This window comes from Planctomycetota bacterium, from assembly GCA_016872555.1.
Classification (GTDB): domain Bacteria; phylum Planctomycetota; class Planctomycetia; order Pirellulales; family UBA1268; genus F1-20-MAGs016.
This window is the reverse complement of the sequence record VGZO01000043.1, coordinates 15,734-34,970: the sequence shown is the minus strand read 5'-3', so window position 1 is coordinate 34,970 and position 19,237 is coordinate 15,734. Positions and strand designations below refer to the sequence as shown.

Annotated in this window: 11 protein-coding genes; 5 read left to right on the top strand and 6 right to left on the bottom strand. The window is 71.6% G+C overall.

Annotated features, from left to right (window positions below):
* The first annotated feature begins 167 nt into the window (after positions 1-167).
* Positions 168-1,277, top strand: a complete 1,110-nt coding sequence (locus tag FJ309_13455; protein ID MBM3955598.1) for an aromatic ring-hydroxylating dioxygenase subunit alpha — start codon at positions 168-170, stop codon at positions 1,275-1,277.
* A gap of 16 nt (positions 1,278-1,293) precedes the next feature.
* Here FJ309_13455 and FJ309_13450 read toward each other — a convergent pair whose 3' ends face one another.
* The 6 genes from FJ309_13450 to FJ309_13425 all read right to left on the bottom strand — a co-directional run bounded on the left by FJ309_13450 (position 1,294) and on the right by FJ309_13425 (position 15,407).
* On the bottom strand, positions 1,294-2,835 hold the full coding sequence (locus FJ309_13450) for an NAD-dependent epimerase/dehydratase family protein (protein ID MBM3955597.1): 1,542 nt from the start codon (positions 2,833-2,835) through the stop codon (positions 1,294-1,296).
* Positions 2,836-2,853: 18 nt separating this feature from the next.
* Positions 2,854-3,618, bottom strand: coding sequence for an SDR family oxidoreductase (locus FJ309_13445; protein MBM3955596.1), 765 nt, complete (start codon positions 3,616-3,618; stop codon positions 2,854-2,856).
* Positions 3,615-4,502 (bottom strand): FkbM family methyltransferase, encoded by an 888-nt coding sequence (locus tag FJ309_13440; GenBank protein MBM3955595.1) that lies wholly within the window; start codon positions 4,500-4,502, stop codon positions 3,615-3,617. The genes FJ309_13445 and FJ309_13440 overlap by 4 nt, the downstream gene beginning before the upstream one ends.
* Positions 4,499-5,656 (bottom strand): aromatic ring-hydroxylating dioxygenase subunit alpha, encoded by a 1,158-nt coding sequence (locus FJ309_13435; GenBank protein ID MBM3955594.1) that lies wholly within the window; start codon positions 5,654-5,656, stop codon positions 4,499-4,501. The genes FJ309_13440 and FJ309_13435 overlap by 4 nt, the downstream gene beginning before the upstream one ends.
* The gene (locus FJ309_13430) at positions 5,647-6,234 is read right to left on the bottom strand and encodes a 4'-phosphopantetheinyl transferase superfamily protein (protein MBM3955593.1); all 588 of its coding nucleotides are present in this window, start codon (positions 6,232-6,234) and stop codon (positions 5,647-5,649) included. The genes FJ309_13435 and FJ309_13430 overlap by 10 nt, the downstream gene beginning before the upstream one ends.
* Before the next feature lie 74 nt (positions 6,235-6,308).
* Positions 6,309-15,407, bottom strand: a complete 9,099-nt coding sequence (locus FJ309_13425; GenBank protein ID MBM3955592.1) for a KR domain-containing protein — start codon at positions 15,405-15,407, stop codon at positions 6,309-6,311.
* Positions 15,408-15,700: 293 nt separating this feature from the next.
* On the opposite strand from FJ309_13425, the gene FJ309_13420 reads away from it, so the two are divergent.
* The 4 genes from FJ309_13420 (at position 15,701) to FJ309_13405 (ending at position 19,221) form a co-directional block, all read left to right on the top strand.
* Positions 15,701-17,053: a hypothetical protein gene (locus tag FJ309_13420; protein ID MBM3955591.1), complete on the top strand. Its 1,353-nt coding sequence runs from the start codon at positions 15,701-15,703 to the stop codon at positions 17,051-17,053.
* On the top strand, positions 17,050-18,375 hold the full coding sequence (locus tag FJ309_13415) for an SDR family oxidoreductase (GenBank protein ID MBM3955590.1): 1,326 nt from the start codon (positions 17,050-17,052) through the stop codon (positions 18,373-18,375). Before FJ309_13420 ends, FJ309_13415 begins: the two co-directional genes overlap by 4 nt.
* Positions 18,376-18,516: 141 nt before the next feature.
* Positions 18,517-18,852, top strand: coding sequence for a hypothetical protein (locus FJ309_13410; GenBank protein ID MBM3955589.1), 336 nt, complete (start codon positions 18,517-18,519; stop codon positions 18,850-18,852).
* Positions 18,853-18,879: 27 nt separating this feature from the next.
* Positions 18,880-19,221 carry a histidine triad nucleotide-binding protein gene (locus tag FJ309_13405; protein MBM3955588.1) on the top strand — a complete coding sequence of 114 codons (342 nt, stop codon included), beginning with the start codon at positions 18,880-18,882 and terminating at the stop codon, positions 19,219-19,221.
* Positions 19,222-19,237 lie beyond the last annotated feature (16 nt).

Genomic DNA, 19,237 nt, shown 5'->3' with positions numbered 1-19,237 from the left:
GATTTCGAGTCAGACCGCTGGCCAGTTCGCTTACCCTCCGTCGTTCAATGTAGAACACGCCGCCGTGGCGCTCAAGTTCGCCCGGGCGGCCACGGTACGGGCGCGGGCCGCCCCGCGGCGGCGATGCGGTTTGACTGGTTTTCCACGGCCGAGTAGGGTCGGCCGCCATGTTCGTCCACAAGGAACAACTCGCCTACCTCCTCGATCCGGCCGACTACGTCGATCCCGAGGTCGCCCGCAGCGAGGTCGAGAAGTTGTTCCTCGCCGCCTGGCACCCGGTGGCGCTGGCGAGCGACTTCCACGCCGACGGCGACTACCGGTCGCTCGACCTGTGCGGCCGGCCGGTCCTCCTCCGCCGCCACGAGGGGCGGTTCCTCGCCTACCTCAACGTCTGCTCCCACCGCCATTGCCAGCTCACCAGCCGCGCGCAGGGGCATGACCCGCGGCTGGTCTGCCAGTACCACGGCTGGGAATACGGGCCCGACGGCAAGGTCGCCAAGGTTCCCGACGGCGGTTGCTTCAAGCCGTTCGACCGGGAAAACGCCCGGTTGCAGTGTTTCACCGCCGACACCTGCGGCGAGCTGGTGTTCGTGCGGCTCGCGCCCGAGGGACCGACCCTCGCCGAATACCTCGGCGAGTTCCACGCCCGCGTCGCCGCGGCGTTCGCGATGCCCTACCGCTGCAATTGGACGTACCAGCGCGAGTTCGCCTGCAATTGGAAGATCCCGGTCGAGAACACGGTCGAGACCTACCACCTGCCGTTCATCCACCCGACCACGCTCGGCGGCTTCGGGATGATCCCCGAGGAGGCCCAGGCCCACTGGCTCGAAGACCGCTCGACCACGCTCGTCTACGCGCTCGATCCGACGAGCGAGCCGGTGAAGAAACAGCGCCAGGTGTCGCGGCAACTCGGCGGACCGCCGTGCCACGACCAGTACGTGCACCACCACGTGTTTCCCAACCTGGTGTTCACGTTCGCCGACCTGTTTACCTACGCGCAGGTGTACCTGCCGACCGGACCGACGACGTCGCGGACGATGGCGTGGATGTTCAGCCTCGAGGGGGAGAAGCGCGGGCCGATCGCCCGGATCATCGCCCACATGGTCGCGCGGCACGGCGTGAAGGCGAATTCCGCGATCCAGCGCGAGGACGCCAGCGTGTTCGAGGCGCAGCAGCGCGGGATCGCCGCGACGCCGTTCAAGGGCTGCATCGGCACCCGCGAGGAACGGATCTGGGCGTTCCACTCGTATCTGAAGCGCGCGCTCGCCTCGGCGTGAGCCGAGCGACAGGGCGTCAGCGAACTGCCGCCAGTGGCCGGGAGCCGGCGGGCCGCTCCGCGGGCGCGGAAGCGCCGGGCGCTCGCATGACGACGGCCGTGAGCAGGTCGACCGCCACCTGGCGATCGGCCGCGGTGGTCCCCTCGACGAGTGCCCCGTCGAGGGCCGCGGCCGGATGGCGCTCGTCGCAGGCGTGGGCAAGCCGCGCGGCGGTAAGGCGGACGACCGGGGCGCCCGGCGCCGGGAGACCGACGTGCCACGTCGGACGCCCGTCGGCGCCGCTGCCGAGCGTCCACTGCCCACCGCCGGCACCCGCCACGGCGAGGCCCGCGCAGGGGCCGGCCGGTGCGGCGCTCCACCGCGGTGCGCCGAGACGCTCCACGAGTGCCCCCCGCGCGCCCGGCCCGGGCGCCGGGCGCCCCGGAGGGGGCCAGCGGAAGCCGCTGCCGATCGCGAATCGGCACAGGCGCCGGATCGTCTCGTCGTCGAGCTGCGGCGCGGGGAGATCGGGGGCGAAGGCGCGGGTGTGGCTGGTGTCGAAGCGCGGGTCGTCGCGCCAGTAGGCGCGGTAGACGTGCATCTGGTCGCCGAACAGCCGGCCGAGCGTGGCCGGGTCGAACGCCGGCGGGCGCGGGGCGGCACCCGCGCGGCCGGCGGAACGCTCGGCGGCCATCGCGACCACCAGCTCCTCGAACAGCCGGCACAGCCGCCCCGACGGGGTCGGATGATCGGTGGCCAGGTGGTAGGTGCGCCCATGGGCCGACGGGTCTTGGATGATCCGGGTCATCACCGCCGAGACCCAGTCGACCGGCACGAGGTTCTTGGCCTCGCGGCCGCTCATCCCAAGCACGTCGAGGAGGCTGCCCGGGGCGAGCCGCGCCTGGACGAACGCCTCGACGAACGGCTGCACGATCCGCAGCGGCTTGTAGAACCCGTGGAACGTGTTGGTGAACCCGGTGACCAGGTCACCGACGATGATGCTCGGCCGGTGGACGGTGACCACGTCGAGAAACGGCGCCGAGACCGCAGCCGTCTCCGAGTCGATCTTGCTGCGCTCGTAGTCGTTGCCCGGGGTCTGGCCGATGTCGAGCTCGGTCTCGAGGATCCGCCCCTCGCGGAGGCCGCACACGTAGGCGCTGCTGACGTGGTGGAGCCGGCGGATCCCGGCGGTCCGACAGGCGTCGAGGACGTTGGCGGTGCCGCGGACGTTGCTCGCGTAGGGCTCGTCGTCGCTCGGGCGCCGTTCGAACGACAGGCTCGCCGCCGAGTGGACCACCTCGCCGACGTGGCGCGCCACCCAGTCGGCGGCGGCCGGGTCGAGGCCGAGCCCGGGGCGGGTGATGTCGCCCTCGAGCACGACCGGGCACTCGACGACGGCGCCTGCGACCTCCTGCCAGTCAGCGAGCAGCTCGTCGACGCGTGCGGCGGCGTCGGCCGTCTTCGAGCCGCGCACCAGCACCGCCACGCGCCGCCCGGCGGCGGCGAGATCGCGGAGCAGCGACCGGCCGAGGAGGCCGGTGGCGCCGGTGAGCAGGAGGTAGGAGCGGTCGGGGGCCATGGGGAGGTCCTGGAAGGATCAGACGTGGATCGCCGCGCCGCCGTCGACCACGAGCGTCTGGCCCTGCACGAGATCGGCGAGGGGACTGGCGAGAAACAGCACCGCGTCGGCGACGTCGGTCGCCTCGAGCTGGCGCGGGCCGACCATCGTCTTGCTCGTCCGGCCGGCGAACATCTCGGCGGCGCCGGGGAGGCGGCGCGTGGAGTCGGTATCGACCAGCCCCGCCTCGACGATGTTGACGTTCACGCCACGGTCTCCGAGCTCGAGCGCCCAGTGCCGCGACAGCGCGGTCAGCGCCGCCTTCGTGCCGCCGATCAATCCATACATCGGCAGCGCCATGTGGGTGCCGTGGCTGGAGAGCACGACCACCTTGCCGCGTCCCGGGCCCCCCTCGAGAAGCGGCGCCGACGCCTTGAGGAGGTGGACCAGCGAAAGGACGTTGGTGTGCATCGCGGCATCGAAGTGGCGCTGCGACGTGGCGGCCAGCGGGCGGAACCCGCCGGTGGCGGCGTTGTGGACGAGGATGTCGAGGCGCCCGAACGACTCGCGGACGAAGCCGATCATGTCGTCGACGTCCTCCTCCTGGCCGACGTCGGCCCGGACACAGGCCACGCGCCTGCCGAGCGCCGCGATCTCGGCGGCGACGGCGTCGGCCTCACGGCCGCTGGTGACGAAGTTCACCACCACGTCGGCCCCCGCCTCGGCGAGCCGCAGTGCGCAGGCCCTTCCGATGCCGCGGCTCGAACCGGTGACCAGGGCCACTTTCCCCGACAGGTCGATCATGACAGGCACTCCTCGGTGTGAGCGTGGGCGACGGACCTGGTGGCGGCGGACCGCCTGGCATAGACGAGCCAGTGGCGCGGGAAGATCGTAGGGGCCTGCTGGTAGCGCGCCGTCGTGAACCCGGCGGCGGCGAGCAGGGCCTCCATCCGGTCGCAGGCGGCGGTGCCCTCGTGGACCTCGACGATCACCTGGCGGATCCGCGGCCAGTGCGCCGCGTCGATCCCGGCGACGGCGTCGAACTCCGCCCCCTCGACGTCGATCTTGAGCAGGTCGACGCGCTCGAGGCCGTGGGCGGCGAACAGGTCGGAGATCCGCAGCAACCGGCAGGGAACGGTGACGGCGGCCTGGTAGTGGCGGCGGATCCGCTCGGCGACGCGCTCGAGGAGCCGGCCGGGGGCGAGCCGGGCGAGGAAGCCGATCCGCTTCTCGATGTCGGCGCGGATGAACGCCCGTGACTCGGCGTGGGCCGCCGCCGAGTCGTCGGGGTACATCGAGGAACTGGTGCTCGTCAGCGGGTAGAAGGTGAATTCCGCCGTTCCGGCCCGGTTCGACGCGCCGGCAGCGTGGAGGTGGACGTCGAGGCGCACGTGGCGGGCGACGTTGGCCTCGAGCGCGGCGAACGTCGCCGGGATCGGCTCGACGGCGTGGACGGTGCCGTGCGCGATCTTATCGCCGACCCAGATCACCGCCAGGCCGACGTTGGCGCCGACGTCGATCACCGTCGCGCCGTCTTCGAGCGTGATCCCGAACAGCTCGTAGATCCGCTCGGAGAAGATCTCCCCGTAGGCGATCGCGGTGTTGTCGCGGCACAACGTGAGCACGGCCCGGCCGTCGGGGAGGACCATCTCGACGAGGCCACGGGGGGGCGGCGCGGTGGTCGTCATGCCACCCCTCCCGCATTCGACTGCGTGCTGACTGCTGTGGAACCGTCTGCAGCGTCAGCCAATCGATCGACAACCCAGCGCTGGAAATGGTGAATTCGTTCCTCGCGCCTTGAAATCAGCCCCGGCGACGGGAGCACCGGGTTCTCGAGTCCCGCCTGGAGGTCGGGAAAAAGCCGCAAGTCCTCCTCCCACACGCGGCCCCAGAAACGCAGATGGCGGGCAGCAAGCCAACGCAGACAGCGCTCGACGACAGGCCCCCGCCGCGAGCCGTACAGCGCAAATCCGCGAAAAGTCACCCTCGTCGTCCTCGAGGTCATCGGTTCGAAGGTCTGCACCGCGGAGATGTCATCCATCCACAACACGGTCAGATTTGGCATGAACAGGCAATGGTGATACTTCCGCGAGGGCTCCCCGCCGACCCGCCGGAGAAGTGTTCGCTGCAGGTCACCGATGAATCCCGGGACACCACCTGGTGCCGTGAAACGGCTGTGAACCGGTGACAATTCGTGGTGGCAGACCTCTTCATCGGGCATCGATCCGAGCGTTGACCGATGCACCACGCCGACGTGGTAGCTTTCGAGGTTGTTCTCGATGATCACCTTCCAGTTGGCCGCGACTTCACGCGACCAGGACACCACCAACCGATGCTCGCTGGCGACCGCGCGGCTGACGTCGTCGTGCCGCGGACCGAATCGTGCATCCAGTGCCGTCTGACCGAGGCCCAGCCTCACGAACACAAGCTGCCCGAATGTCTCGCAGTACAGTCGATGGAGCCCGAACGCACCTTTCTCCAAGGGCCGAAAGCTCGGCGCGTCGGGAATCCGACGCGTGCTTCCGTCAGCGCCGAATTCCCAGCCGTGGTACTGGCACGTGAGTCGACACTGCCGTCCATCCCGATGACTGGAAAGGTTCGCGAACCGGTGGGGGCAAACATTGAGGAACGCCCGCGGGCCTTCTTCGGTATGGTGAACGATGATGTCATGATCGAGGAGCCGAGATGTGATGAAGTCGCCGACCCGCGGGATCTCGGCCATGGTCGTGACGAGATGCCAGGCCGGCAACAGAAGTCTTTCGCGTTCCGCCTCGAACATCGCCGGAGAGGTATACGACGCTGGCGGGAAAAGCTGCTGCAGGTGGGTGTCGCTCAAGAACATGCTGCTCTCTCCGCGGCCGACGCGGTCGATCGCTGACCATGCCGAGATGCGGTTGCGACTGCCACAACGTGGCCTTCGTCGACGAGCAATCGGCCGGAGCCGATGACCACGTGCCAGCGGTTGGACCAGGTGAACCGGAACCCGTCGTCGCCGCGGGGTGAAACCGCGATCTCGCGGGGTCGGAACGGCGTGTCGAGTCGAGACGCCTTGTAGGCCGACTCCTTGGCCGCCCAGAGAAGACCGGGAATCCCGGCTCGCTTCTCCCACCGCTGCTCACCCGGATCGAGCCAAAAGTCGAGCCCCGATGAGCGTGCTTTGCTCGCGATCACATCAACACCGACATTGCACCGCTCCGCCGCCGCAGCCGCCATCAGTCCATCGTCGTGGGAGAGTGACACCGTCACCCGAAGGGGACCAGTGGAATCGGTGGCAACCGGCCGACCGGAGGGCAGCACGGTCGCGATCCGAATCATGCCGTGATGGCCACGAAGGTGGTCCCGGATGACTTCAGCGGCCAATCGCCGAACGCCCGTCGATAGCGACTCACCGGGATAAGGCACCCGGGTGGCGATCGACACGATCTCGTCACCGACAGCGAGATGACGCGTGGATCCGCTCTTCGATGCAGCAACGACGGAATGGGATCGGGGCATCATGAAGCCGCGCCCACGGCCCGAGACGCCAGGGCCAGCATCAACCCCTCGATCGAGAACAGTGGGCGGTCGTCATCGCCGAATGCCACGACATCGTACACCGACTGACCGGGGGTCTGACTCACGAACCGGAGCCGCGCGGTGCACTTCTCTCCCGACCGCGGGGCCTCGACGAATCTCGCACGATCCCAGCCCACCGGCAACTCGATGCGCTGGCCACACATCACATAGGAATACACTCCGCATGCCATCACACATCCATCGACGAGGGCAACCGGAACCGTCCACCCGCGTGCGCCGCGCGGTGCAGCGGTGACATCGGGATCGAATGCGGTCAGCCGTGCCCATCCCCCGCTCCGGTCGAGGAACAGTCCGCCGAGGGTCCGAAATGCCGGACCGTGCCAAAGCGGTGTGTCTTCCCGGTAGGTGGTGGGGTAGAACGGCATCGGCGACGGTTCTGGTCGAGCCGACAGCGGCTCAGCAGGTCCGACCACGCATCGCGCGCTGAGACACTCGACCGTGCCGCTCGAAGGAATGCCCTTGCCGGCCGTGGCCCGCGCCAGGGCACGCGCAGAGAGCGCACGCGACGAACGAGTCGGTACCTCGACGACGATCTCTCGACTGACGTCGTCCGGAAAACCGACGGGTCGCATCACCTTGAAGTCGTGAATCTCGCCGACACTGGCGCCGGCCTCCGCTGCGATGACGGCTTGGCACAACAACTCCGCGCCCATCACTGCCGGGAGGAGCGGACGACCATTGAAGCGATGGTCGAGGAGAAACCGATCGACGCTCGGATCGAGCTGGAACGATACACACGATTGATCGGGTGTGTTCTCCACGTCTTGAACCAGACTGCCGCGTCGAGTCGTCTCGGCGCGTTCGGGGAACGCACCCGGGCGGCGGTCGGTGGCAGTGGCGACGCCTGAAGGACACAGCTTCGGCTCGGTGACGAGCACTTCCGCATCGGGCAGCCCCGCCTCGAGCTCGGCGAGGAACCGCCCGACCCCCTCGGCCAACGGCATGAACTCGAGCCCGAACTGCTCGAGGACGAACCGGCTCTCGGGCCGGCTCGCCATTCCGACTTCGTCCCAGGCATGCCAGTGAAACGTCGTCGCCCGCAGGCCCAGGCGCCGCCGCGCGTCGGCGACGAGCTTGGCGAGGAGATCGTTGGCGAGCGAATAGTCGGCCTGGCCATGACCGCCGAACCTGCCGCTCGTCGAGCCGAACGCGACCAGGGCCTCGACCGGCTGGCCGGACGCCGCCGCCAGCAGCGCCTCGAGCCCGAGGCACTTGGGGCCGAGCGTCGCCGCGAGACCGGCGAGCGTCTTCTTCTCGAACCGGCAGGCCGATTCCCAGCCGGCACCGTGGAGGATGCCGCGGATCGGGCCGACCGTCGCCGCCACGTCGGCGACGAGGCGACCAACGGCAGCCGCGTCGGCGAGATCACAGGCGTGGTACCTGGCCTTCACGCCGGCGGCGCGGAACCGCGCCAACGATCGGGCGATCTCGATCGACTTCTCGACGCGTGCCCAGGCCCTGCGCGGGTCCTCGCCGCGTCCCTTGGCGGCGAGCATCACGCGCCCCTTGAGATCGCGGAGCAGCGCGGCGTCGGCGTCGAGCCATGCCGGCTCGACCGGCTCGGGGTTCGTCGAGCCGACGAGAACCAGATCGACCCCGCGGCGCCGGGCCACCTCGAGGGCGCAGGCGGCGGTTACCCCCCGTGCCCCACCGGTCACCAGCCACACGCTCCCCGGAGCGAGGCTCGCGAGTGCCCGCCCCGGTCGTGGGCCGCCCTCCGTGGGCACGATCTCGACGCGCTGGCCACTGGCGTAGCCGACCTCGACCGGACCGGCGGCGCCGATCTCGGCGGCGATCCGGTCCGCCCGTTCGGCCGCGGTGATCGCGGCAGGCAGGTCGACCACCCGGACGACGAGACCGGCACATTCGTGGGCGATGTTCTTGAACAGACCGGTCAGGGCACCACCACCCACCCAGCCGATGTCCCCGGCGAGACCGAAGTCACCGCCGAGCGTCGTCGCCGCGGTGAGCGTGGATCGGCCGAGGTCGCCGGAGGCGTTCCGGGCGACGATCCAGCGCTGGCAGGCCGAAAACAGCGAAGCGATCGGTTCGCCGGCGGCGGCCGACCAGGGGCGGCCTTCGCCGGACGGAGTGAGCATCAACAGATGACGGACGGGGCCGGCCGACTCGGCGCGTTCGACGACCATCACGGCCGTGGCCGCGTCATCGGCGCGCCCGATCTCGACGGCCGCCCCTTCCCGACGGAGCCGATCGGCGACTGCCGCCACGCCGTCGTCGGAAGCTTGGGCAACGGCGAGCACGAGCACGCGCTCCCCAGCGAGCCGGGCGGCGGGAGCCGCCGGAAGCGGACGGATGGCGAGGCCGTAGCGGCGCGTGATCGCTCCTTCGTCGCATGGTACCGAGGGAGTCGTCGGCGACGGGCGCGGCGAGCGGGTTGCCAGCACGGCCGCGAGCGACGCCGCAGCCGCCGCGAGGTCTCCGGCGCTGAGCGGCCCTCCGGAAAGCGCCCGCGGTCCACTGCCATCAACGCCGGCGATCATCCACGTGGCGGCGGCGGACAGCGCTGCGGGCAACCCGGCCGGGTCGGATGCCAGCAGCGCCGTGAGGGGAGTGTCGGGGGCCGCGCTGCAGAGGATCCGGCCGAGCGGAGCGTCGCCGCGGACGGCGCGGAAGGCGGGAGCCGAACCGACGGGCCGGCCTGAGCCATCGGTCGTGAACACCGTGCCGCTTCCGGCGAGCGCGATCACGATCCCCGCGGGCCATGGGCCGGAGGCGGCGACGTCGGCGTGCGCTTGGACCGTCGTGACGATCCGCTCGATCGACTGCGCGGCCCCGGGGGCAGCCGCAGGGGACACCAAGGCGACGATGCCGGCGTCGTTCCAGCCAGCCACGGCACCAGGCAGACCGGCGACGCCGACGAGCGTCGTCCCCACAGACTGCTGGCGGATCACCGGCGCGGCATGGCGGCCGAATCCGACGAGGATCGCCGGGCCGTCACGGCCGGCAAGATCGGCGATCACGTCGAGGCCGCCGAGGGCGCGGGCCGGCTCGGCCCACCCTGCTTCGAGGATACCGCGGTCGATTCCGGTCGCATCGGCGACGCCCGCGAGGAAGTCGGCGGTGGTCTGATCGGGGGTCGCGCGCTGCGCTGCAGAGCCGAGCGCCGCCAGCTCTCGGCACCACCCACGGATGGCAGCGGAATGCCGCCGCCCTTCGGCCTGACCGACCACGAACGCCTCACTGGGAGCCCGAGCGGGCGGAGCGACGAAGCTGGCTGACGCCGCAACAACACTGGCGGGCGTTGCATCTGAGTGACCGCCGACGCGCGGGAGCATGTAGTCGAGCAGGTGCCGCAGCGTGCGGAAGTCGTCGAGCGACACGCTCGCGTCAACGCCCAGACCGTAACGCTGGCCGATCTCACCGAACAGCTGCGCCTTGCGGATGCTGTCGATCCCCAGATCACCTTCCAGATCGGCATCCAGCTCGACGATCTCGCGCGGATAGCCCGTCTGCTCGACGACGAAGTCGACGACGAACGCCTCCAGCTCCGCGGCTCCTGCCGCGCTCGCCGGAGCCGCCGCGGCGCTCGCGACCACCGCCGGAGCCGACGCGACCGGCGCCGGAGCCGGTGCAACGGCCGCCACGGCAGCCGTCGACGTCCCCGCCCCGCCGACGCGCGGGAGCATGTAGTCGAGCAGGTGCCGCAGCGTGCGGAAGTCGTCGAGCGACACGCTCGCGTCGGCGCCCAGACCGTAACGCTGGCCGATCTCACCGAACAGCTGCGCCTTGCGGATGCTGTCGATCCCCAGGTCGCCCTCCAGATCGGCGTCCAGCTCGACGATCTCGCGCGGGTAGCCCGTCTGCTCGACGACGAAGTCGACGACGAACGCCTCCAGCTCCGCGGCTCCTGCCGCGCTCGCCGGAGCCGCCGCGGCGCTCGCGACCACCGCCGGAGCCGACGCGACCGGCGCCGGAGCCGGTGCAACGGCCGCCACGGCAGCCGTCGACGTCCCCGCCCCGCCGACGCGCGGGAGCATGTAGTCGAGCAGGTGCCGCAGCGTGCGGAAGTCGTCGAGCGACACGCTCGCGTCGGCGCCCAGACCGTAACGCTGGCCGATCTCACCGAACAGCTGCGCCTTGCGGATGCTGTCGATCCCCAGGTCGCCCTCCAGATCGGCGTCCAGCTCGACGATCTCGCGCGGGTAGCCCGTCTGCTCGACGACGAAGTCGATCACGAACGTCTCGAGCCCGTCACCCTGGGCTGATGGCTTCGCAGCGCCGGCTCGAGCGCTCACCGGGGGCGCGGGCTCGACCCATTCGGCCTTCCCGCCGCTGGCCGCGAGCAGAGCGCAGAAATCGTCGAGCGTCGTGGCGGCCATCACCGCCGCGCGGCGCGACGGCACGCTCTCGAACAGGTGCTCGAGCGCGTCGAGCACGTCGCTCCCGGCGGTGCCGGCGCTCGCCAGTGGGAGGCGGGCGGCATGCTCGGTGAGCAGCGCCACCACGATCTGCTCGAGGCCGCCGACCGGCCGGATGACCGGAGAGGCACCGGCGGCGGCGTTGCGGAGCCGGACCGGCGCCGCCTTGGCGGAAGCATCGATGACCGAGCCGCCGGCGTGGTAGCCATTGCCCGACGACGGATAGGCCGAGCCATTGGTCGCGGCGCTGCCGACAGCCACGTACGGCGCCGGTGCCAGCGGCGCCGCTGCAGCGCCATTGCCGCCATCGTGGCTGCCGTTTCGGGCCGTGCCACTGTCGCCGCCATGGCGGCCGCTGGGCGCGGGAGAAGGAGCGCGGGGTGAACCCGGAGCGTCTGCCGCGTGGCCGTTGGCCAGCATCGCGATCGGCGCGGTCGGTGCCGGTGCCGTGCCCGCCGGAACGGCCGGTGGCCCTCCGCCACCAGCCCGATTGCGGGCGCGCCGCCGTGCCGTGGCATCGAACGACAGGATCGCCGGGTGGGTCGCCACCGCCCTCACCGCGGAGGGCACCGCGACCGCCGTAGCGACTGTTCGCAGCGCCCCGGCAGCCGACAGCTGGTCGCGCAGCCGCCGCAGGTGGTCGGCTCCCGCTTGGCCGCGCTGGTCGAACTGCACCAGCGTCACCCCGGGCAGGCCGTCGAGGATCCGCCGGACCAGACCGGTGAGTACGCCCGACGGGCCGACCTCGACGAACGTGCGGACCCCAGCGGCGTGGAGACGACGGACGACGTCGACCCAGCGGACGCGCTCGGTCATCTGCCGGACAAGGCTCGCGCGGATCGCCGCCGCGTCGACAAGCGGCTCCACCGTCGTGCTGCTCACCAGCGGCAATCGCGGCGTGGCGAACGCCACGGGGGCCAGCGCGCCGGCCAATCGATCGGCGGCAGCCGCCAGCAACGGCGTGTGGAACGGGCTCGGAACGGCCAGCCGCTTGGAGCGGATCCGCGTCGGCTGCAGCCGGGCTTCGAGGGCGTCGATACCGGCGACCGTGCCGCCGACCACGATCTGCTCGGGGGCATTCTCGGCACACACCCACACCGAACCGGCCAGCGGCGCGATCAGGTCGCCGACCGTGGCCCGGTCGGCGATCACCGAGAGCATCGCCCCGCCCCGCGGGCCGTGCTGCAAGACCGCGTCGGCCCGGGCCCGTGTCGCCCGCGCACCGTCGTCGACCGACCAGGCGCCGACTGCCGCCAGCGCCGGGAACTCGCCGAAACTGTGGCTGGCGACGATGTCGGGGGCGAAGCCGAGACGTTCGAGCACGCGCCACGCACAAAGGTCACCGAGATACATCGACCACTGGGTGGCGAGGATGTCGAGCCCGAGCACATGGTCGGCCCGCCACGCCGTCTCGGCGAGCGTCGGCAGGCCGACGCGCCGCGCCATGCCGTCGAGCTCGTCACGCACCGCCGACCCGTCGGCGGTCTCCGTTGCCAACGACCGGAACATGTCGCCGTACTGCGACCCCTGCCCGGGAAAGATCGCCGCCACCAGCGCCCGCCCGCCCGCCGCTGGCGGCGCGATCGGTCGCGCCTGCGCCGCAGGCGCGGCCGGCACGACCGTGGCGGCCGTGGGAACCGGCAGCCCGTTGTCGATGACGAGATGGCCGACCAGCAGCGCGTGGACCGTCGTCACGGTGGCGGCGCGATACCCGGCGGCGTCGGCGGCGGGGATCGCCCGCGGCGCCGCACTGGCGACGATTCCGGGGGCGACCGTGACCTCACCGGCGATTCCCGGCGTTGCCGGCAGCGTACCGCTGGCGAGGCTTCGGGCGAGCTTGACCACCGCCGCGGCACCGGCACCGGCACCACAGTGGCCGACGAGGCCGTCGAGCGATCCGGCCGACCGTGGCGGCCCACCGGCGTTGCCGTATTCCGCCGCCAGGGCCGCGGCCACGACGCCGTCGATCGCCGCCGCACCGCTCCCCGACACCTCGACGGCGCCGATCGCGGTGGGCGGCACGCGCGCCGCCGTCGCGGCATCGTGGACGACGCGCGGGGCGACTTCCTCGAGCGCCACGCCACTGCCGACGCGGACGCCACGGATCACGGCACGGATCGGATCGCCCGCGGCTCGCGCCGCCGCCAGTGACTTGAGGACGAGGACCACCGCGCCCTCGGCCGGGATCCGGCCGCCGGCCGCGTTGAACGGCGCCGCCGGCTCCGCCGTAAGCGCGCCTTCCAGCGACAACCCCTCGAACGCCATCAGGTCCATCGCGCGCTGCCCGGCCGCGCAGACAACGGCGTCGCAGGTCCCCTGGTGGAGCATGTCGGCCGCGGCGGCGATCGCCGCCAGCGTTGAACAATCGCCCGCGTCGAGCGCCAGCGCACCCCCCATCAAATCGAACGACTTGGTGAGGCGGCTGGCGAGGGTGCTGCTGGTAAAGCTGCCCGTCTCGTCGACCAGTGCCGGGAGTTCCTCGAGCACCTTTTTCTCGTAGGCCGCGACGATCGCTTCGATCTCGCCAGCCCCCAGCCCCCGGCGCTGCAGGGCGGCGCGGAGGTGGACGGCGGTCTCGGGGAGCCGGAGCCCCATCTGCAGGTCGTTGGAGAACTCGCCGCCGAACATCGTCCCGACGACGACCGCCGTCCGCGCCCGGTCGAGGCGCGCGGGGCCGCCGAGATCGGCGATCGCGGCGTCGGCCGCCTCGAGGAGCATGAACTGAAGCGGATTGGCGGCAGCGATCTGCTTCGGGGGCACCTTGTGGCGCCGCCAGTCGTACTGGAAACCGATCACGAACCCGCCACGGCCGGCGACGGTGCGCCACGGCCGTGGCCCCGACGGGTCGAGCGCCCGCCGGAGGTTCCACCGGTCCGCCGGTACATCGGCCAGCGCCGGCACGCCACGGTCGAGCAACTCGCCGAACGCCGCGACCGACAACGCTCCGGGCAGTACGCAGCCGATACCGACGATCGCGATGGCGCCGTCGTCACCCGCCGGCGTCGGTCGCACCACGGACGGCGCCCGTGCCGGTGCCGACTCGGCAAGCGCGAGGTGGACGTTGAGCCCGCCGATGCCGAAGGCGTTCACCGCCGCGCAGCGCGGGCCACCGTCAGCGCGCCGTGGCCAGGGGAGCGACTCGCGCGGCACCGAGAACGGCCCCTCGTCCCAACAGAACTCCTCGTTGAGCTCGCGGCAGGTCGAGCCGGGCGGGATGACGCCGTGTTCCATCGCCAACACGACCTTGACGAGGCTCGCCAGCCCCGCCGTCTCCAGCGTGTGGCCGATGTTCGCCTTGACGCTGCCGATCGGGATCCGCCGTCCGGCCGGCAGGTGCTTGCCGAGGAGACTGGCCAGCGCCCCCAGCTCGGTCGCGTCGCCGACTTGGGTGCTGGTGGCGTGGGCCTCGATGTAGTCGATGTGCGACATCTCGGCTGGATCGGGGTAGGCCCGCTCGACGGCGAGCATCTGCCCCTCGCGGCGCGGAGCCCAGAGGCTCTTGCCCTTGCCGTCGCTGGCTACCCCGATGCCGCGGATCACGGCGCGGATCCGGTCGCCGTCGGCCTGCGCCCGCGACAGCGTCTTGAGCACCAACGCCACGTAGCCTTCGGCGGTCACCAGCCCGTCGGCGTCACTGCCGAACGGACACGAGCCGGTGTTGCTCACCGACTGGGCGGCGGAAAACAGCACGAGGCTGTCCGACTTGCAGTACGAGGCGCCACCGACGATCGCCTGGTCGATCCCGCCGGTCGCCAGCGACCGGGCGGCAATCGCCAGCGCCTGCAGCGACGAGGCGCATGCCGCATCGACCACCAGGTAGGGCCCGTCGAGCCGCAGCGCCTCCTGGACGATCCGGGCGGCGCCGAGGGCCTCGAGATCGAGCCGCTCCCCAGGAAGGCGCCCCGGGTAGCGGTCGCGGATCGCCGCGGTGACCTCGGCGGCGACCGCCGCCACGTCGGGGCCGAGCAACCGCCGCGCCACGTCGACGTCGCCGAGAAGCGTCGCCGTCTCGTCGATCCCGGTGCCGTAGACGATGTCGCCGATCCGCGTGCTGCCGCCGGTGTGCCCCACGTAGACACCCGTCCGACGGTCGGCCGGCATCGCGAACGGATCGAGTCCGGCATCGCGGCACGCCTGGGCGGTGACTTCGAGGAACACCACGTGGGCGATGTCGTAGCGGTGGCGCATCTCCTCGGTGATCGGGCAGGTCCGCGGATCGGGCTGCCGCTCCGAAACCAGCGCCCCCATCTCCGAATAGGAACGCCCCAACTGGCCCTTCCGCGGGTCGAAGTACAAATCCCGCGGCAGGCGCGACTCAGGGAGCGGCCCCCAGGCGACTCCCCCCGATTCCACGAGCCGCCAGAACGCGTCGAGCCCATCGGCGCCCGGGAGCCTGCAGGACATGCCGACGATTGCGAGTGGTTCCTGCAAGGCTGATCCTCGTCCTTGGCGTGTGTACGGTCCCGCCGTAACCCTGCCACGACGGGCGGGACACCGGACGGGTCGGGGAAGCGGGCAGATGTCCGGCGGAAAGCCGGCTCGGATCGGTCTCGGGAGGGCGCGGTACGTGCCGTGAGGCGTCCAACACCCTTCCCTGGGATCCGCACGACACCCACGCCAGCAACCCGCCGCGGGCATCGCCGCTCACCGCCGGGTCGGCTGTCGACCGGACCGGGGGTGATCGCGTGCGTCGGGTCGGACTACGGGCTGCCCGCGTGACCGGGACGGTCGCCGGGAAGCCACGGATCACCGGCCGCTGGGCCGACTCCGACGCGGAAGTGAGTATGGATGGACGGGAAGAAGTGTCAAGAAATCCCAGGAAAACTACGTTCCCAGGCGGCCCCCTTCCGACCGTTGCAATTGCTAGAAACAATCGCTCTCGCGCTTTTCCCGTCCGCGAGGCCGGGTTGCCCCCGGGCTCGTGCGACTGAATGGAACCGCTTTCGCCTTTCGAGACGCTGCTCCTCGTCGACCGCAGGCGGGGCTACCCGATGGACTTCCTGCTCGAAGTCCAGCTCGAGGGCCCCCTCGACCGCCGCCGGCTCGAAACCGCGGTGGCGGCGGCGGCCGCCTGTCACCCGAGGATGCGGATGCGGATCGGCCGCCGCGGCAGACGCTGGGTCTGGCTGCCCCCCGACACCGACCCCGCGGTCGAGTGGTGGCCCCTGTCGGCCGACCGGGCGGCCGCCGATCCCTGGCGACCGTGCGACGCGACCCGCTCCAGCGGGCTGCGGGTCGTCGCGCTGGAGCGCGAGCGGGATCCGGGTGGGCCGCCGCGGTGGAGCGTGGTCCTGGTGGTCGATCACACGGTCTGCGACGGTCTGGCCTGCATCGAGTGGCTCGGCGCGATGTGGACGGCGTACCACACCGGGCAACCACCCTGCGGCGGCGACCTTCCGGCAGTCGTCCGGCGCCAGGCACCGTCCGCTCCCCAGACGAGCGCCGCCCCACGGCCGGCGGTCCCCGACACCCGCCGCCTGGCACGTGAGTCGGGGAGTTTTGCCCGGCTCCGGCCGGCGGTGCTCGCCCCCTTCGCCACCCCGACCGCGCCCGTCCCCGACGAACCACTCGCCCCCCCCTACGCCTGCGTCGTCTTCACTCCCGACCAGACACTTCGCTTGTGGGGGATCGCCAGCGCGGCCGGAGTGACCGTCAACGATCTCCTCGTCGCGGCCGCGATGCGCACCGCCCTCGACTGGAACGCCGCGGCGGGGACCCCGGCCCGCCACGTGCGCATCAACATGCCGGTCAGCCTCCGCGACCCTGGCGCGACGGTTCCGACCGGCAACCATATCGGCTACGCATTTCTCGACCGGTCGGCGGAGGAGTGCGGCGATCCCACGACGCTCGTCCGCTCACTGGCGGCGGCGAGCCGCTGGATCAAGGAAACCGGTGCCGCCGCCCAGTTTCTTCACGCCGTCGAGGCCCTCGAACGCGTGCCGGGATTGCTGTGGCTGCTGACCCGCCTCCCTCTGTGCCTGTCGACCGCGGTGATCAGCAACGTCGGCAACCTCGCACCCCGCCTCCGTGCCGCGGTGCCGATCGTCGACGGTCGCCACGCTCCCCGTGATCTCCTGCTGACCGGCATCGTCGGGGTTCCCCCGCTACGGCCGCGGACCCGCGCGGGGGTCGGGATCATGACCTACGCGGGCAGCCTCCGGCTCGCGGTCCACACCGACGAGCGGCACCTCGGCGCCGGTGCGAGCGCCGCCTTCGCGGAGCTCGTGCGCCGCGCCATCGACGACACGGCGGCAGCGCTCGCGGCTTCCACGCCCGGCGGATGACATCGACCCGATCGGCGGGGAAACGGCGCCGCGATGGACTTTTGCCGGCGGCTGATAGATTGCTTCGACCCCGGCCCGCCACTGTCCACGGCAACCGGCGGCCCTCGAGCCAGGATCGCTCCGTCGCCATGATCGTCTGCCCGCCCGATTCGTTTCCCGTCGATCCTTCGGCCCGGCAGATCCTCGTCACGGGCGCCACGGGGTTGCTCGGCTCGTACGTCGTCCGCGACCTGCTCCTCGCCGGCGAGCGACCGCTGCTGCTGGTACGTCCCGATCGCAAACGTGATCCCGCCATGCGCATCGAGGCGATGGTCGCGGCCTGGGAGGGGGACCTCGGGCATCCGCTCCCCCGCCCGACCGTGGTCGCCGGCGACATCGGCGCCCCGCGCTGCGGTCTCGACGACGACGCCGTCCGCGATCTCGGGGAGCACTGCCGGGCGATCCTCCACAACGCCGCGTCGCTGACGTTCCACGGCGCGGACCGCGACGGCGACCCATGGCGCACCAACGTCGGCGGCACCGCGCACGTCGTCGGGTTGGCCCGCGCCGCCGGCATCGGCGAGTTCCATCACGTCTCGACGGCGTACGTCTGCGGACTGCGCTCGGGGCGCGTGCTCGAGACCGAGCTCGACGTCGGCCAACGGTTCGGCAACGACTACGAGCGTAGCAAGGTCGAGGCCGAAACCCTGGTCCACGGCGCCGATCACCTCCGGTCGGTGACCGTCTACCGTCCGGCGATCATCGTCGGCGACTCGCGTTCCGGATTCACCTCGACCTACCACGGTTTCTACGCCCTGGCGCGTCTCGGCCACACCCTCCTCCCGCGGATGCTCCTCGGATCGACCAGTGGTCGCGCCCTGCTGCGGCTGCTGCGGATCGACGGCCGCGACCGCAAGAACTTCGTCCCCGTCGACTGGGTCTCGCAGGTCATGTGCCATCTCGTCCGTACCCCGGCGGCACATGGCCGGACGTTTCACCTCACCCACCCCGAGCCGGTGTCGACGGGCACGATCGCCTGCGTCGTCCAGGAGGCTGTCGAGCGGTTTTCCCGGGCCGCCTCCCCGGACGACCCCGACGTCCGCGACGAGCGCTGGTTCGCCGACGAGTTCCGGTCACAGCTCGGCGTGTATCGCAGCTACCTCCGCTGCGATCCCGATTTCGACCGCGCGGCGACGGTGGCCCATGCCGGTCAGTTCCCCTGCCCGACGATCGACCACGAGTCGCTCCTCCGCATGGCCCGATTCGCGATCGAGTGCGACTTCGGCCGCCGCGTCCCGCGCGAGCGGCCGCCGAAGTCCGCCTGCGGCGCTTGTGCGGGATAGGCACGCGATGCCGCCGGACGCCGTCGCACCGATCGCGCGGCGGGGGCGGCAACCGCTCCAGCCGGGGTCCGCACCCGGTCGATGCTCGGAGGTGAGGTGGCCGGCGATGGCCGCCCGCCGTCCCACCCCGAGGTCCGTGCCATGCCCAAACGCACCTGGCGGCTCGTCACCCGCGCCACCGATGGCAGCCTCGTGATCCGCGACTTCGACTCCGCCGAGGGGATCCAGCGGAGCCACCTCCAGGTCGGCACCGACGATTGCAGCGTCGACCTCGACCTCCGCGGGGCCCCGGTGTTCCGCAAACTCGTCGGGCCGATGCCGGAGGGGCGCGACGTCGTCCGCTACGAGACCCCCGACGTCTTCGAGGCGATCACCAAAGAGTGGGCCCTGCCCCGCCCGCCGCGCCGGCGCGTGCGGCGCGGCGCCGCGACGACCCCCGACGCCGGATCGGAGCCCACGCCCGATCCGGCCGGCTGAGTCCTCCCCGGCGCTCCGGAGCCCACCATGGCCGACACGGTGTTCGGGAAGATCATCCGCGGCGAGATCCCCGCCCGGATCGAGCACGACGACGACTCCTGCCTCGCGTTCCACGACGTCGCGCCGCACGCCCCCGTCCACGTGCTCGTGATCCCGAAGCGGCCGATCCGCGCACTGTCCGACCTCGGGCCCGGCGATGCGGCGCTGGTCGGTCATCTGGTGGTCGTCGCCACGCAGATCGCCGCCCGGCTCGGGCTCGCCCACGGCTACCGCCTGGTCGTCAACTGCGGCCGCGACGGCGGCCAGTCGGTGGACCATCTCCATGTCCACCTCCTCGGCGGTCGTGCGCTCGGCTGGCCGCCGGGCTGACGCTCGGCGTGCGCGC

Coding starts and splice junctions, on each gene's coding strand:
- FJ309_13445 (MBM3955596.1), bottom strand. CDS start 3,618: ATGATCGACCTGTCGGGGAAAGTGGCCCTGGTCACCGGTTCGAGCCGC.
- FJ309_13435 (MBM3955594.1), bottom strand. CDS start 5,656: ATGTTCTTGAGCGACACCCACCTGCAGCAGCTTTTCCCGCCAGCGTCG.
- FJ309_13410 (MBM3955589.1), top strand. CDS start 18,517: ATGCCCAAACGCACCTGGCGGCTCGTCACCCGCGCCACCGATGGCAGC.
- FJ309_13415 (MBM3955590.1), top strand. CDS start 17,050: ATGACATCGACCCGATCGGCGGGGAAACGGCGCCGCGATGGACTTTTG.
- FJ309_13450 (MBM3955597.1), bottom strand. CDS start 2,835: ATGGCCCCCGACCGCTCCTACCTCCTGCTCACCGGCGCCACCGGCCTC.
- FJ309_13440 (MBM3955595.1), bottom strand. CDS start 4,502: ATGACGACCACCGCGCCGCCCCCCCGTGGCCTCGTCGAGATGGTCCTC.
- FJ309_13420 (MBM3955591.1), top strand. CDS start 15,701: ATGGAACCGCTTTCGCCTTTCGAGACGCTGCTCCTCGTCGACCGCAGG.
- FJ309_13455 (MBM3955598.1), top strand. CDS start 168: ATGTTCGTCCACAAGGAACAACTCGCCTACCTCCTCGATCCGGCCGAC.
- FJ309_13425 (MBM3955592.1), bottom strand. CDS start 15,407: ATGCCCGCGGCGGGTTGCTGGCGTGGGTGTCGTGCGGATCCCAGGGAA.
- FJ309_13405 (MBM3955588.1), top strand. CDS start 18,880: ATGGCCGACACGGTGTTCGGGAAGATCATCCGCGGCGAGATCCCCGCC.